The 14,191-nt window shown below is 42.6% G+C and carries 12 protein-coding genes; 4 read left to right on the top strand and 8 right to left on the bottom strand.

Annotation, left to right across the window (positions count from 1 at the left end; translation table 11 throughout):
• Positions 1–17: 17 nt before the first annotated feature.
• Positions 18–1,439 (bottom strand): sugar transferase, encoded by a 1,422-nt coding sequence (locus CHRO_RS10460; protein ID WP_015154180.1) that lies wholly within the window; start codon positions 1,437–1,439, stop codon positions 18–20.
• 492 nt (positions 1,440–1,931) lie between these two features.
• Between CHRO_RS10460 and CHRO_RS10455 the strand changes: the two genes are divergently transcribed.
• Entirely contained in the window at positions 1,932–3,344 is a 1,413-nt protein-coding gene (locus CHRO_RS10455) for a 1-acyl-sn-glycerol-3-phosphate acyltransferase (protein WP_015154179.1), read from the top strand.
• 533 nt (positions 3,345–3,877) lie between these two features.
• On the opposite strand, the gene CHRO_RS10450 is transcribed toward CHRO_RS10455, so the two are convergent.
• The gene (locus CHRO_RS10450) at positions 3,878–4,327 is read right to left on the bottom strand and encodes a response regulator (RefSeq protein WP_015154176.1); all 450 of its coding nucleotides are present in this window, start codon (positions 4,325–4,327) and stop codon (positions 3,878–3,880) included.
• Between the two features lie 365 nt (positions 4,328–4,692).
• Positions 4,693–5,340, bottom strand: a complete 648-nt coding sequence (locus tag CHRO_RS10445; protein WP_015154175.1) for a hypothetical protein — start codon at positions 5,338–5,340, stop codon at positions 4,693–4,695.
• Between the two features lie 484 nt (positions 5,341–5,824).
• Here CHRO_RS10445 and CHRO_RS10440 point away from each other — a divergent pair, with 484 nt between their 5' ends.
• Both CHRO_RS10440 and CHRO_RS10435 read left to right on the top strand, forming a co-directional pair.
• Entirely contained in the window at positions 5,825–6,304 is a 480-nt protein-coding gene (locus CHRO_RS10440; RefSeq protein ID WP_041462430.1) for a hypothetical protein, read from the top strand.
• A 57-nt stretch (positions 6,305–6,361) separates the two neighbouring features.
• Complete coding sequence (locus tag CHRO_RS10435) at positions 6,362–7,009, top strand: hypothetical protein (protein ID WP_015154173.1); 648 nt, start codon at positions 6,362–6,364, stop codon at positions 7,007–7,009.
• A 332-nt stretch (positions 7,010–7,341) separates the two neighbouring features.
• Here CHRO_RS10435 and CHRO_RS10430 read toward each other — a convergent pair whose 3' ends face one another.
• The 3 genes from CHRO_RS10430 to CHRO_RS10420 all read right to left on the bottom strand — a co-directional run bounded on the left by CHRO_RS10430 (position 7,342) and on the right by CHRO_RS10420 (position 11,348).
• Positions 7,342–9,624, bottom strand: a complete 2,283-nt coding sequence (locus tag CHRO_RS10430) for a BUD32 family EKC/KEOPS complex subunit (RefSeq protein ID WP_015154172.1) — start codon at positions 9,622–9,624, stop codon at positions 7,342–7,344.
• 86 nt (positions 9,625–9,710) lie between these two features.
• Positions 9,711–10,481, bottom strand: coding sequence for a protein phosphatase 2C domain-containing protein (locus CHRO_RS10425; RefSeq protein WP_015154171.1), 771 nt, complete (start codon positions 10,479–10,481; stop codon positions 9,711–9,713).
• Between the two features lie 18 nt (positions 10,482–10,499).
• Positions 10,500–11,348: a vWA domain-containing protein gene (locus CHRO_RS10420; RefSeq protein WP_015154170.1), complete on the bottom strand. Its 849-nt coding sequence runs from the start codon at positions 11,346–11,348 to the stop codon at positions 10,500–10,502.
• A gap of 186 nt (positions 11,349–11,534) precedes the next feature.
• Between CHRO_RS10420 and ispF the strand changes: the two genes are divergently transcribed.
• A complete protein-coding gene (ispF, locus tag CHRO_RS10415) occupies positions 11,535–12,014 on the top strand; it encodes a 2-C-methyl-D-erythritol 2,4-cyclodiphosphate synthase (RefSeq protein ID WP_015154169.1) in 480 nt (159 codons plus the stop codon).
• A gap of 66 nt (positions 12,015–12,080) precedes the next feature.
• Here the strand turns inward: ispF and arsS are convergent, their stop codons facing one another.
• Positions 12,081–13,079 (bottom strand): arsenosugar biosynthesis radical SAM (seleno)protein ArsS, encoded by a 999-nt coding sequence (gene arsS, locus CHRO_RS10410; RefSeq protein WP_041463005.1) that lies wholly within the window; start codon positions 13,077–13,079, stop codon positions 12,081–12,083.
• A gap of 104 nt (positions 13,080–13,183) precedes the next feature.
• Positions 13,184–14,152 (bottom strand): arsenosugar biosynthesis arsenite methyltransferase ArsM, encoded by a 969-nt coding sequence (arsM, locus tag CHRO_RS10405; RefSeq protein ID WP_015154167.1) that lies wholly within the window; start codon positions 14,150–14,152, stop codon positions 13,184–13,186.
• Between the last annotated feature and the right edge of the window lie 39 nt (positions 14,153–14,191).

The following is a 14,191-nucleotide window of genomic DNA, read 5'->3' as shown; positions in this document are numbered from 1 at the left end:
ATCGGTATATACAATTTTTAGTAAGCGCCCTCTTTCTTCAAAACTACCTGCACTGTTTTGAGTACGATCTCAAAATCTAAGCCAAGCGACCAATTTTCAATGTAGTTGAGATCGAGCTTTATAACTTGATCGAAATCTAAGATGTTAGAACGACCTGAAACTTGCCAAAGACCTGTAACACCAGGTAAAACTTCTTGTCGGATAAAATGTTGCTCGGAAAACTTTTCTACATCTCTAATTGGCAAAGGGCGGGGACCAACTAAACTCATTTCTCCCAACAGAACGTTAAACAGTTGTGGTAATTCATCTAAGCTGTAACGACGGAGAAATTTACCAATTCGAGTAATGCGAGGGTCGTCTTTTATTTTAAATAAAATTCCATCTTTGGTGTTGTTTAAAGCTTCTAACTCTTTTTGAAATTTTTCTGCATCAGCCTTCATGGTACGGAATTTCCACACTTGAAATGGTTTTCCATGTAGACCTATACGAGTTTGTTTGAAAAATATTGAACCGGGAGAATCTAGTTTGATAGCTATAGCGATCGCGATGTAAATGGGAAAGGTGAAAGCGATAAATAAAGCAGCAGCAATAAAATCCATGATTCGCTTCAGCCAAAAATCTTTTCCAGTAATTACCGGGCAGTCAAAACTTAGACAGGTCATTCCTCCAATCTTTTTAAACTCAATGTCTCTATAAATTGGCTTTAACTCCATTGGTAAAATATGCAGTGCTATCCCAGATGCTTGAAACAGCCAGCGTAGAAACATTCTGTTTTTAATTGCATCCCAAGAGACAAAGACTTCTGTTATACCTAATTTATTCAACTGTTCCAATGTCTCTCGACGCGAATATCTATCTAATGCTTTAGGACTTGCCATCCCACGGATCGTGTAACGATTTTCTTCCTTAATAGTTGTAAGGCATTGTTCGTAATTTTCAGGATCGCAAATCACAAAAACTGAATCGCGATCTAGAATTCTCCGTTGATGAAGATGGTTAAAACAGAAATCAACGGATAATCTTCCAGCGCAAACAAAAAAGATGCTTGTTAATAACGATAAAATCAGAGTCGAACGATTACTATCAAAAATTGACTGAGATCGAAAACCAAATAGTAGTATTAATCCATGAGCAAAAATGAGCGTTTTTATGATATTTAGATATCGATAACGCTTTTTTCCTAACTGATAAGAACCTTGAAGGGCTAGTGCTACTATTTGAACGGTAACAGCTAGTAATATCATCTGCCAAGAATCATGCGCGCGATCGGAGAAATTCCAATAAGCATAATTTTCCGAGACGATCCAAGCAAGAAGTAGAAGAGTATAGTCTGTCGCTACCAATGCGATCGATCGCAGCCACCACGAACCCTTCCTAATCTTGGCAAATACAGGTTCGCGTAGATCGAGAGAAGCTTGATTTAAGAAAGCCGTAGACATGCTTTTTTTACCTCAAAGTTTGCGATAAATGCTGTACTAAGATTTAAGACTTTACGAAATTTGGGTAGAGATGCATCCAGTAAATGGGAGAGTATCAATTGGACAAAGCATTATTGGCTCGACGCTTGTAAATGCTTTCAACCATTCCACTAGCGATGAATTCAAGGATTAAATACAATTGCCAAAGCTTTTAACTAGCTAACAATTGAAGGTGAGACTTAGACACTTATTCATTGCTTGTTACTCGGTGCTTGTTGCTCTGTACGCTACTTATAACAGTATGCAAACCGATTGTTAGCGATCGCGTTCGGGAATCTGTATAACTTGATGTATGAGTTGTATGATTTCTGCTCAAACAGTAGAAACAGGATGCGCGATCGCACGCATCTAGCAGCATGAGAAAGTAGCAACTCTTTTGACTTCAGCTACCCAACCTAACTTTCGGCACGAATGGTTTAGCATAAAAACAAGTGGGATTCCAAAGGTTTGTTAATGGTTCGCGCCCAACCTTCGTTAGAATTTATTCCTCCAGCTCTCAATCCCTTCGTTTTGCGGCTAACTCAACTGCTGTCACCTGTCTTGCTGCGATCGCAAACAGCAATTACTCGCATTCAAGCAGAAAACACAGAAGTTTTAGTCGAGCTTTATCGCGCTTTTGGGGCTGGAAAAACTCGTTTTATCATGGCGTTCCGGCATCCCAGCCCTGACGATCCATTTTGTATGGCTTACTTACTGCATCGTCTAGTACCACAGGTAGCTCGCCAACAGCAAATATCGCTGCCACATCCAATTCACGCACATTTTCTCTACGATCGCGGTATTCCTTTATGGGCGGGAGCGCATGTGAGTTGTTTATTTTCCAACTTGGGTGGCATTCCCATTCATCGAGGCAAAGTCGATCGGCTCGGGTTGCGAACAGCTCGAAATTTGTTAGTCAACGGCAGCTTTCCAATGGCAGTCGCTCCAGAAGGAGCCACTAACGGACACGGTGAAATCGTCAGTCCTTTGGAACCTGGGATTGCTCAGTTAGGATTTTGGGGCGTTGAAGATTTGCTGAATGCCGGACGCGCCGAACAAGTTTTCATCGTGCCAATTGGAATTAAGTATTCCTACGTTCAACCTACTTGGCAACCTTTAGAAAAGCTATTGAGCGAATTGGAAGCAGATAGTGGTTTGAAGCAAGGGGGAGAAAGAGGAGATGCCTCAACTGATGAAGTCCTCTACCAACGTCTTTATCGATTGGGCGAACACTTGCTGTCTTTGATGGAAGAATTTTATACTCGGTTTTACCGTCAAACATTGCCAATTTCAGCTAATGCAATTGCTACCGATGCAGTGGCAGCAGAAAATAATTCAGAATTAAAACTACCTGATTCCGAACGAGATTTTGCAGCGCGGTTGCAGGCACTCATGGATGCGGCATTGAAAGTAGCAGAGGAGTATTTCCACTTTCACCCTCAAGGTAGTACAATCGAACGTTGTCGTCGTTTGGAACAAGCGGGCTGGGATTGGATTTATCGAGAAGATATTAAGCAAGTAGAAGCCCTGTCTCCTGTAGAGCGAGGATTAGCCGATCGCATTGCCCAGGAAGCTAACCTGAGAATGTGGCACATGCGACTCGTAGAAAATTTTGTCGCCGTCACGGGCAAGTACGTTCGAGAGAAACCGACGATCGAGCGGTTTGCCGAAACAACTTTGTTAATGTGGGAAACGATCGCCCGAATTAAAGGTAGTAGTACCGTTCGTCGTCCTCGACTGGGTAAGCAATCAGTACAAATGACAGTAGGCGAACCAATTTCAGTTTCAGATCGTTGGCAAACATATCAAACTAGTCGTCGCAGTGCTAAGCAAGCTATTACAGATCTGACAAGAGATCTGCAAACTGCTTTAGAACAAACGATCTAACCTGCTGCTGAAATCTCCTCAAGGCGATCGCTCCTTCAATTTTTACTTTTTATTTCAACACGAGTCGTCTCTGAAAAATATCGATAATTTAAAGATATATCTCTTCTAAAGTCAAGGAGGAGGAGATGGCAGAGCAAGACTCACATTCTAAGTTCTGGAATTCTGATTTTTGGGATAAATCTGTCCGAGCAACTCTAAGCCCGGTCATGCACAATCCCAGGCTGACACCAAAAATTTTATTTCTTTTGGCTGTAGTACCGTTTACCGTTGTTATCCTAGTGTGGGTGTTGACTCTGCTTGAGCAATAGAACCAGGTAAGTTACGAGCTTGGTTGGAGGCGATCGCCATGATGGGACTAGGACTATTTTGGTTTTTTGTGTTCTGCTTTATTGTTCTGATGGGCTTAGCACTTTTAGCGGAAGTCTTGTTTTACAACGAAGAGCAGCACTTTTGATAGCATGTCTAGGCGTTTAAGCCACGCTCCTATGCTTCTACGCCGCTGCGAAGCATTGTACCGTTTTATTTTTTTCGATTTACTGACAAATAACAGAGAAGCTGCGGGAATTTCTTTGACTACTCAGAGGAAACGGGGAAGCAAAGATCGCTTCTACTTGTGGAATTAATTCCTCCCACTCAATTGGCTTGTGGACTATTCCACTCACTAACTTCTGACATTCAACCGAAATAGAATCGCGACGACTAGGTGCAACTAGAATAACTGGTATGCGATCGTTGCGATAATTTTGACGCATACAGCGCGCGACTTCCATCCCATCTATTCCTGGCATCATCAGATCGAGTAAAACTAGGTCAGGCTTTGCTCGTTCTATCTGGGCGATCGCTGCTGCTCCCGAGTCTGCAAGTATAACTTCATAACCTTCAGCCTCCAAGATAACCTGGAGTAACAAGGCGTGGTCGTAAACGTCATCGCAGACAAGAATACTTTTAGTACCGTTCTTTTCAAAACGAGTAGATAAGTCCATCAGATGAAAATCTAGATAAATTTAATGTGTTAAAAACAGGCTTTATTAAACTACGGTCTTTGATATTTAAATTCCGCTATGATTCAATAGCTATAATTACTTACCAATAAAACTTAATATACCTCTTGTTCCAAAGCGATCTGAGGATAAATTAAGATTATTTTAATAATAGAGCGATGGAGCAGGGCGATCGCCACCTTGGGGTAGTAACCCAATTTTGGCAAATCAGCTCGTAACTGTACTTAAAAAAATAAGTCCGCACCTGCGAACTTATCAACCTTCACTCAAATTGACTTTTTTAATTCATTGCTCTCACGGAAGGTCTATACGAATTGCAATAGGAACTTTTATGTCTACTATTTTTCCTATCTCACACTAGACTCTACATAAGTTTTCCGAGGGCTACGCGCTCCAACAACAGCACCAATCAGCGAGGCAATTAAACCCAGTAACGAACCAAATACGAACCACCACAAGCTTCTAGCAGTAGCATTAGCAATATCACGAGCTTGTTCTGCACTGATATTAGGTAGGTTTTGCGGATTAACCCCTTGGACTTGGTTAGATATGACTCCAGCCGCATTGGAAGCAGCAGAAGCTGCCAAACCAAAAGCTCCCGCGACTCCAGAGGTTACTAGCCAAGAGCTAAGAGCTAAAGTAGTCGCCCAAAGAATTGCACCGTTAAGTAGAGCTGTACTGCGATTCATTGGTCCACAGCCACGAGCTGTCACCCAGCCACCAATTAACAAAGAAATTAACAAACCAATAGCCGACCAAATTCCCACGTTACCAGCAACATCAGCAGCGTTTGTTCTTGGTGCGCCAGAACCCGCAATGCTGGTTGCGCCAATCGCTGCAAATAAAGCACTTAAAATCAACTGAGTTGCTATTGCAATTACGATACCTGAAATAATTGGACCCCAGCGAATGCGATCGTGGTAATCGACAACGGGAGTGTTGGTAACGGTGCGTTCAGAAACAGCATCGTTAGTTGGTCTATTGACGTATGCCATATTCTAATTTACTTCCTCGATCCCTTAGAACTTAATGCTTATTTCTTTTTATGTAATAGGGATGTATTTTTAAATTTAAATTGAAATCTATAACTTTGCTATCTATCAGTAGAAATATCCCTATAGAATTATTCAATTTTTCTATAAAAGATCTTGCTAGCAAGGCTTTGTGCTAGATTGCACAGTGCATTTGGGCAAGAATATTGACTTATATGAAAGTAAGTCGCGACGTAGTTTTAATTCCCCACTTCAGTACGTATTTCGATTGATACGGTAGCAGTTACTACTTCTATCGCTGGCAGGATGGCTTACCCCAATTATTGAATCATGATGAACGAAATATTGCAGTTGCGTTGTTGAGGCAATCTGTTTGTAAATAGTGTTGCAAACATTGCTCAAACAAGAATTTTTCCAACAGCGCGAATTTACAAAACTGCTATATCCCTCGGTACAGTCTAGCTAGATCGGGAGAAACAGAAAGTCTATGGAAAAAATCCACCCCCGCCGGAAGTGGACGCAGATAATGGCACTGGTGTTAACGGCATTACTGACATTGCCAATTCTTAATGCTTGTGGTGGCAGTCCGAACACGTCTGCACCTCCGCCTCCTGTTGCAGATAATGTTGGTAGAACGCAAACCTATCCTTCAAACCAACCCCAAGCAAGAAAGGGACTGTCTACAGGACAAAAAATCGCGATTTTGGGTGGGGCTGCTGCACTCTACTACATCTACAATCAGCATAAAAATAGGAAAGGGCAAGGACCGCAAGGACAATACTACCTTTCCAAAAACGGGAGAATTTATTATCGCGATGCTCAAGGTCGTCCTCATTGGGTCACGCCGCCACCAGAGGGAATTCGAGTTCCAGAATCGGAGGCGAGGCAGTACCGCGACTTCCAAGGATATAACAACAGATCGACAGGTCGTGACTTGACCGATTTGCAGCCAGCGCCAGCATTGTGACACTCGTGGCAGCAAAGGTATAGAACAGCAAGTGAAATAAAACAGTAGGAAGGAAAAATGAACTTTTTACAAAATATGTTTGGCGGTCAGGATGGAGAGCGAGACTACAGAGACTTCGTGAATCGATACGAACAGGGTTTACCGCACGAAGGCTATTCAGACGACGAAGTTTATAATCGATATCAACAAGTATCCAGACACGTACCTCCTGATATTTACCAAGAGTCCGCACAAGAAGCCTTTAGCCGCATGTCTCCACAAGAGCGGATGCAGTTTGGTCAATATCTTCAGCAGCAGGCGCGGGGGCAAAACTACGATTTTCCCGACCTTAACCAAGATGGCATAGACGATCGCCTCCAAGACCCCAACTATCTCGCCCGCGCAACGGGTAATATTCATCAGCAACAACCAGACCTACTCGGTCAGCTAATGGGTGGTGCTACGGGAGCTATGATGGGTGGTCAAAGAGGTGGTAACTTATTTAGCAATCCATTAGCAAAAGCAGCGATGGCTGGGATTGCAGCGATTGCTGCCAAGAAGATGATGGGTGGTGGTAGATCGGCAGATTACGGACAGTACGGGAACGTTCGCCCCGCTAGCGAAGACCCCTACGGCGATCCAGCGGATTACGGGCAGTACGGGAACGTTCGTCCCGCTAGCGAAGACCCCTACGGCGACCCCGCAGATCGCCGAGGATTGTGGTAGTAACATCACGTCCGTTCAAATAACCATATCACCGTAGGGGCGGGTTTTCACAGAGATTTTCAGACATAGTACCAATATCTCAATAAACCCGCCCTTACAGAATTTACGGTCAATCAACCGGATATGAGATAAATCGTAGGGGCGGGTTTTCACAGAGATTTTCAGACATAGTACCAATATCTCAATAAACCCGCCCTTACAAAATTTAGGGTCAATCAACCGAATATGAGATAACAAGCCAAATTTTAGATAATCGAGTAGATGGCGATCGCATCATATTTTCTCCCTTTTGTATTGCTAAAGCCGCTACACATGACGTATTTTTCTCTAAGCTAGTAACCATCTACTACAAGCGGTTTTTGCTCGTCGAGCAGTTTTTGTAATAACTGAATACCTGTCGGAGTCCAATAGTACCTTTTTCTTGCATCGGTGTGATAGTGAATGTCGATCGCAAAGTCGGAGGCATGTTTGGCTTTGGTTTTGGTCAGCCATTCTGGTGAAACTCCTAGACGACGACTGACTTCTTTTGTTGGTAAAGAGTTTGCCGGAATATCAGATAATTTTTTTTGTGATTTCAAACTTTTTTCTGATTTTAGACAACATAATTGCTCGATTCCCGCTTCCATCCAATGCACGATTCCCGCTGTATCTTTGTAGTAGTGAATGTCAGCTAAGAATCGGTCTGGATGCTGGTATCGTTGAGCGTGACACCAACTCAAAGAACACCCCAGTTGAGCGGCGACTTGGGCAGTTGTTTGGGTTTTTGGCTGGGACGGTTGTAGCTGGACGGAGGTTTGAGCGCAATCGATTTTAGGAACAGATGGATTTGCTAATTCAGTTGATGCAGTAGTAACGTAACTCAAGTCAGAAATTTTGCTTTCCTCTTGTCCTCCATTGCGTTTATCGATGATTTTTGGTTGATGAATGATAGGGTTTGTTGGAATTTGAACTCGATTTATTTGTTTCAACCGATTGAATATAGGTGCGATCGCCTGCACAATTGTTGACTTCAAGTTTTGCAAATGCAAGCCTAAATTTCTCAAAACTGAATGACAGGCTTTCAAGAAATTATCTTTTGTACTATTTAACCAGTTCAGAAGTTTCTCTGTTTTTTGCTTCACCAAAGTTCCAAACTGAGTAGGGATTGACGATATTTTTGTACTAGTATTATGAATTGAGCTAACTGGTTTGATATATTTTGTATAGTCTGACTTGAGCGATCGCGGGTCCCATCCTCTTATCTTTTTTGGAGATGCAGCTAAAGGCTGAACTGGTTGAATTTCACTTGAAAGCGCAGTTATTTTCACTACTGGCTCCAAGCTATCTTCTCCTTGCACTTCGGGGCATTCTCGCACGGAATCGCTTGTTAAGTTTGTTGCAACTACGCTCACCCGCTCGACTTCAGCAGATTCTCTCATAGCCTCCTGTTCTAGGTTTGTTGCCAGTACGCTCACCTGAGCCACTTCAGTACACTCTCTCATAGCCCCCCTTTTTAAGGGGAGCCACTTGCGTGCGGAGGTGTCCTCCGTTGAGCAAAGTGGCGTGGGTTGGGGGGATCTTTCCTTCAACCAAGAAACAATCGAATTGAGCAGTTGACTAGAACTAGAATGCCGCTCGACTGAATTTTTATGATGCGATTCTACCCACTGTTCGGTGGAGAGAACTGTTTCTAAACTGGGGATATTTTTAAACTCTTTAAATCGGCAAATCTGCTTCATCTTCCTTGTCAATTCTGGAATCGGATCGCAGAATTGAGCTAAATATTTGAAAATATCTGCTGTATCGGGATTTTGAAAATCTGACCGTGAAAATAGCAACCCTTCTCTAGCATCTAGTTGATAAACTTCCCAGAGTTTTTTATCTTCTGCCAAAGCCAAAATAGATAAATAGATTGCTAATTGAGGGAAAAAATCAATCTCCAAACATCTTTTTTCTAAAGATTTTCGCAAAGGGTGTTGGTAATCAGACAATCCTTTGATATTATCATCAACTGAGTGGCGATCTTCTGAAAAGTAGAGACTGTCATAATCAATGAGTTTGAGCGAAAACTGTTGAAAAGATTTAACTACCAAAACATTACCATGTTGCAGATCGCCGTGAGCAATACCAGCATCGTATAAGTTTTTACATAATTCACGCCATCGCTCTGCCAAAGAGAGTAAAACATTTCTTTTCCCAAGATTTGCTTTAATAAACTTTTTTAAATTTTCCCCTTCTACCCATTCCATTTTCAAGATTGGGTAGCAATCGCCTTGTACTCTAATTCCTGCTTCTAAAAAGGTAGAATCTACAAAATAATTTCGACATGAACTATTTTTTAATCGGATTAAAGCCTGTTTATAGTGATTTTTGACCTCAAAGTTACTCCGGTAGAAACATCTCACTGCCCAAAGTTTGCGAGGTGATGAAGTTTCAAATTTAAAAGCGATCGCGAAACTTCCAGCAGCCGACCAAATATCTTTAGTACCATCAGGCTTAATTCTTTCTACTGCTTTTCCCGCGACCAAGCTTGCATCCAAATCGCGCTCAATTTTGGTTTGAGGATCTTTTTTACGAAAGGCAAATTGAGGATTGCGAATTGCGCTACAGTATTCCGAACGACTGGGATATTTCATAATTCAGTTGTCAGTTATCAGTTATCAGTGACTAGTGGCTGGTGACTAGCGACTAGCTGAAAAATTCTACTACTAGCCACTAGCCGCTAGCTACTCACTTTTATTACTACTAATGTCGTATCATCGTTTTTAATCAGTTTTTGTTGTCTGAGTTTGTTGATAAAGCGATCGAAATCCTGCTGTTGGTGAAATTGAAACGCTTTTTTCCAGTCTTCTCCTTGGGCTTCATAATCTGATATAAGCCATTGAGATAAGGCATCTGTTGCTAGTAAAAAAATATCTCCGTACTCATACCATCCTGCGGCAAATTGAGGTGGAAATGAAGTGTATTCCGGTAAACTTTCAAAACAGAGTGTTGTGCTTTTAAAATCTCGTGCAGCGGTCATAGGAAAAGTGAGGAGATTGCCAGTCTCCTGCTCTAGTTTAAATAAACAAGTATCTCCTACGGCGACAGCTTGCCATTGGCTTTTGGGAAAATCTTCTAAGTTTTGTAGCTCTAAGTTTTGTAGTTGCAACCCCAAAAAAGTAGCTGAGCCGCGATTTTTGATTTCCGAGCCTCCTTGCCACCATTTACGATTAGGAGATTGAAGTTTAGTTAAGTAATATTGTCGCCAAATTTCTTGAGATGGCTGCAACCAATCCTCATGCGATCGCCGGATACTCTCAATCGGGTTTTCTGCTACATGACAAAAAGATTTGACGAGAATCTCCGCCCATTTTTGCGGGTATAGCGAAGTACTAGCCCCGTCTGCTAGAGCTACTAAACTACCATCGGGGCTGTTCTCAAAGCGATCTTGAATGTTTTGCTCTAGTTCGCCAACTTTAGGTAGAGAGAAATAGCGGATTTCATAAGACATTGAATTTAAGTAGATAATCTACCCGCGAAATTCTGCTTTTGTTCCTATTTCTAATAGTTGAATCAGGGTTTCGAGTTTGGCATTATACACAAAACCTTTAGCATATGGAGTTGGATTCAACCCAGATGCCGCAGCTCGTTCGAGCATATTTGGGGGCAATTCGCTAGAAGTTTCAAATAAAAATTGAGCGTAACTATCTCCCTTGGGTAACTGGGTGGGAGCAGCGGGAAGGACGACTTCTTGTGCTGCATTGCCAGAGATATGAGCGTTGAGTAACAAAGTCTTGCCATCATCCGTTTCTAGTCCTGCGAGTGCCTCAGCTGCTTTGCGGGTTGTGGGTAAGGAGTCGGCTTCACCATCGGTAATATTAATTACAACAGGGGGAAAGCTTGAGGGATGCGTTTCAATCCAGTCTTGGACTAATTGATGCGCCATTTCAAATGCTTCTGTCATAGGAGTTTCTCCCACCGCCGCAGGTTCGATCCAGATCGGAAATTGGTCGTCGATTTCTACTAATCCGCCTGCTCCATCCGATACTTTTCTTTTGATAGTTTCGACTCGCAAGCAATTTTCAGTCAGTTCTTGAATGGTGACAACTGGTTTCGCGGCTAATGTTCCCGAAAAAGCATTGACGGCTGCATCTTTTAGCTTGCCATAGCCCAATACTGAGATGTCGCAGCTATTTTTAATGTCCTCGCCATCAGTACAAGCTAAGACTGTCTCGCGCAATACCCGATTCACAGCCTTAGCGCATTCTTTCGATTTCGTGCCTGCGGAACCAAACGGATAGCACATAGAGAAAGATTGATCGATCAGGATGACTAGGTATCCCGGCGTGGCGCGACTAATTTCTTGGGTGTAAGACATAGCAGTTAAGTCCCAAAGATTTGTGGGAGCGATTATACAAAATCTCCCAACTTGGCTAAATGACTGACTGCGCCTGGTAGATTAGTGTTGGCGATCTAAAATCTCTTTTTGGCGATCGCAAAGTTTTAAAGTTGTATTGCCAATAATTAACAACTCAATTACATATATTCACAGGAAATTCATTCTATGCAAAAAATTCGCATCGGTAACGGCTACGACATCCACCAACTAACTACAGAACGCCGTTTAATTTTGGGAGGGGTAGAAATTCCGCATGAATTGGGATTGTTAGGACATAGCGATGCTGACGTACTCACCCATGCAATTATGGATGCCATGCTGGGGGCGCTGAGTCTGGGAGATATTGGCTTGTATTTCCCCCCGTCCGATCCGCAATGGAAAGGTGCAGATAGTTTGGTACTGCTGAGTAAAGTCAACCAATTGATTCAAGAAAGGGGTTGGCAAATTGGTAATATCGATTCCGTAGTCGTAGCAGAACGCCCAAAACTAAAACCTCATATTACAGCCATGCGCGATCGCCTTGCTACCGTTCTGCAAGTGGAGCCAGAACAAATCGGCATCAAAGCGACTACCAACGAAAAATTAGGTCCCGAAGGACGCGAGGAAGGGATCTGCGCCTATGCTGTGGCTTTACTGGTGCAGTAAGGCAGAAGTCAAAAGTCAAAAGTTAAAAGTCAAAACTCAAAAGTAATTCTCCCTGGTCCCTGCTCCCTACTCCCTGCTCTCTGTCAACGCTCCACCACAACTGGAACCGCTCCCAGCCGTGCAGCCGTAACAATAGGGTGCGGTTTGAATTTCATCGATTACGCCTAAAGTCCCTGCTGCCAAAATTTTCGCTACTGTTAAAGTTTCCCCAGCACGAGTTTTGGCAGGTAAATTCATCATTTGATTAAAATCACAGTCGTAGATATTACCTAAGTAATCTACAGAAAGTTCGTCCCGACACATTAAGTGTTCGACTGTATTCGGATTAAAATTAGACTCTAGAAATTCCAAGTATGAAGCGTACAGTTTTTTTCTTTGTAGGTGTAGCAGCGTGCGCCCTACTGGTAAGTTAGTAATTGTAAATAAGTTATTGAATGTGATTCCAAAATGTTCTTGCAAAAAGATTTTATAATCCTTTTCTAGCTTATGTTGGTCGGGAGTCAGAGAGAAGCGATCGCTGACTGGTAGTTGAGGATTGTATACCAAGTCGAGAATTAATTCAGGCTCTTTACCATAACCCAACCGATTTAGGGTTTGTATTGCTGCGATCGAAGCGTCGAAAACTCCTTGTCCTCGCATTTTATCCACATTGGTAGCCATATAGCAGGGGAGTGAAGCAACGATTCTCGTTTGATGTCGAGTGCAATATTCTGGCAAATCTTCAAAACCAGGTTCAAAGTAAATCGTTAAATTAGATCTAACAATAACTTGCTTACCATGTTGGCGTGCGGCTTCAACTATAGGTTTAAAACCGTAATTCATTTCTGGAGCGCCACCAGTTAAATCAACAATTTGAATTTCAGGAAATCGTTCGATAACTTGAATTAATTGACTGCAAATTACGGGTGAAAGTTCCTCTGTTCGTTTTGGACTTGCCTCAACATGACAATGAGTGCAAGCCAGGTTACAGCGCTTACCTAAATTTATTTGTAAAACTTTGATTTGACTTTTAGTTAAAGGCGTTTTTAATTTACGGGCGAAAGGTGTAATTGATGTTTGAATCATGATTTGAGCGGTACTTTTCTTTTGCGATCGATAGTTAATGGTCAATTTTCGATTCATCTCAACCATCAACCATCAACCATTAACTATTAACTATTAACTATTAACTAACAACATCCGCCCCCAGTATAGTGCCAAGTTGAATTAGTCACTATAACTTCAGTTGGCATCAAAGCAGCGAGTTTGGCTGCTGTTTTATCGCAGACTGCGGCTGGAATTCCTTGTTGAAGTACGTGTCCGGCTGAGTCATCAAAAAAGGATTCTGTACCAGCATAAATGGCTGTTTTTCCTGTAAAAATACAGGCTCCATCATCTGGGATTGGCACTTTGAAAGATACAGAATCGAGGCTTTCTAAAAGCAAATTTTCTTCCAGGTTGTATGTATGACAATCTAACAACCGATAGGGACGACGCGCCCGAATTTCAACTTGTCCAAAACCAGCATCTACGATCGTCTGAGTATACTCATCATATGTGAGTGCGCCTGACAGACACATCGCCCGCAGTCTTTCATCTTGTTGCAGGTGTACTGGAATCGGACGAGTGGCGATTGGATCGCTCATTTGCAAGCGTCCGCCTGGTTTTAGCACTCGCCAAGCTTCTTTTAAGGCAAGAGTTAAATCATCTGGCTCAAATATATTAAACAGACAGTTCTGCGCTACTACATCCACAGAGGTATCTGGTACGGGAAGATTAAAAGCATCACCTGCCCGAATTTCGACGAAACTAGGATCGAACCAAGAATTTTCTGTCACAGCAGCTTGTAGGTTCCGTGTAGCTGCTTCGCGCATGGCTGCAACTGGATCGACAGCAATCACAGCACCAGGACGGCGAGAAAAATAAGCGAATTGTAATGCCTCTAAACCACCACCAACGCCTACATATAGTACTGTCGGCTGGTTAGCTAGTTCGGTAGGGTGGACAGTTGTACCGCAACCGTAGTTCATTTCCTGCATTGCCAGGGGAATTTTGAGTCCGGGTAGTTGCAGGGGACTGCTTTGCACGCAGCATAGACCGATTTGGGGTGTTTCTGCGACTTCGGAGTAAAACTTTGCTGTTGTCTCTAAATAACTCATTGTCAGCTGGAGTAAAATGCCGAGATGAATATGGCGTAT

It is taken from the genome of Chroococcidiopsis thermalis PCC 7203 (genome assembly GCF_000317125.1).
GTDB lineage: Bacteria > Cyanobacteriota > Cyanobacteriia > Cyanobacteriales > Chroococcidiopsidaceae > Chroococcidiopsis > Chroococcidiopsis thermalis.
Note: the sequence above shows the minus strand (reverse complement) of the source record. Positions and strands in the feature narration are given on the sequence as shown.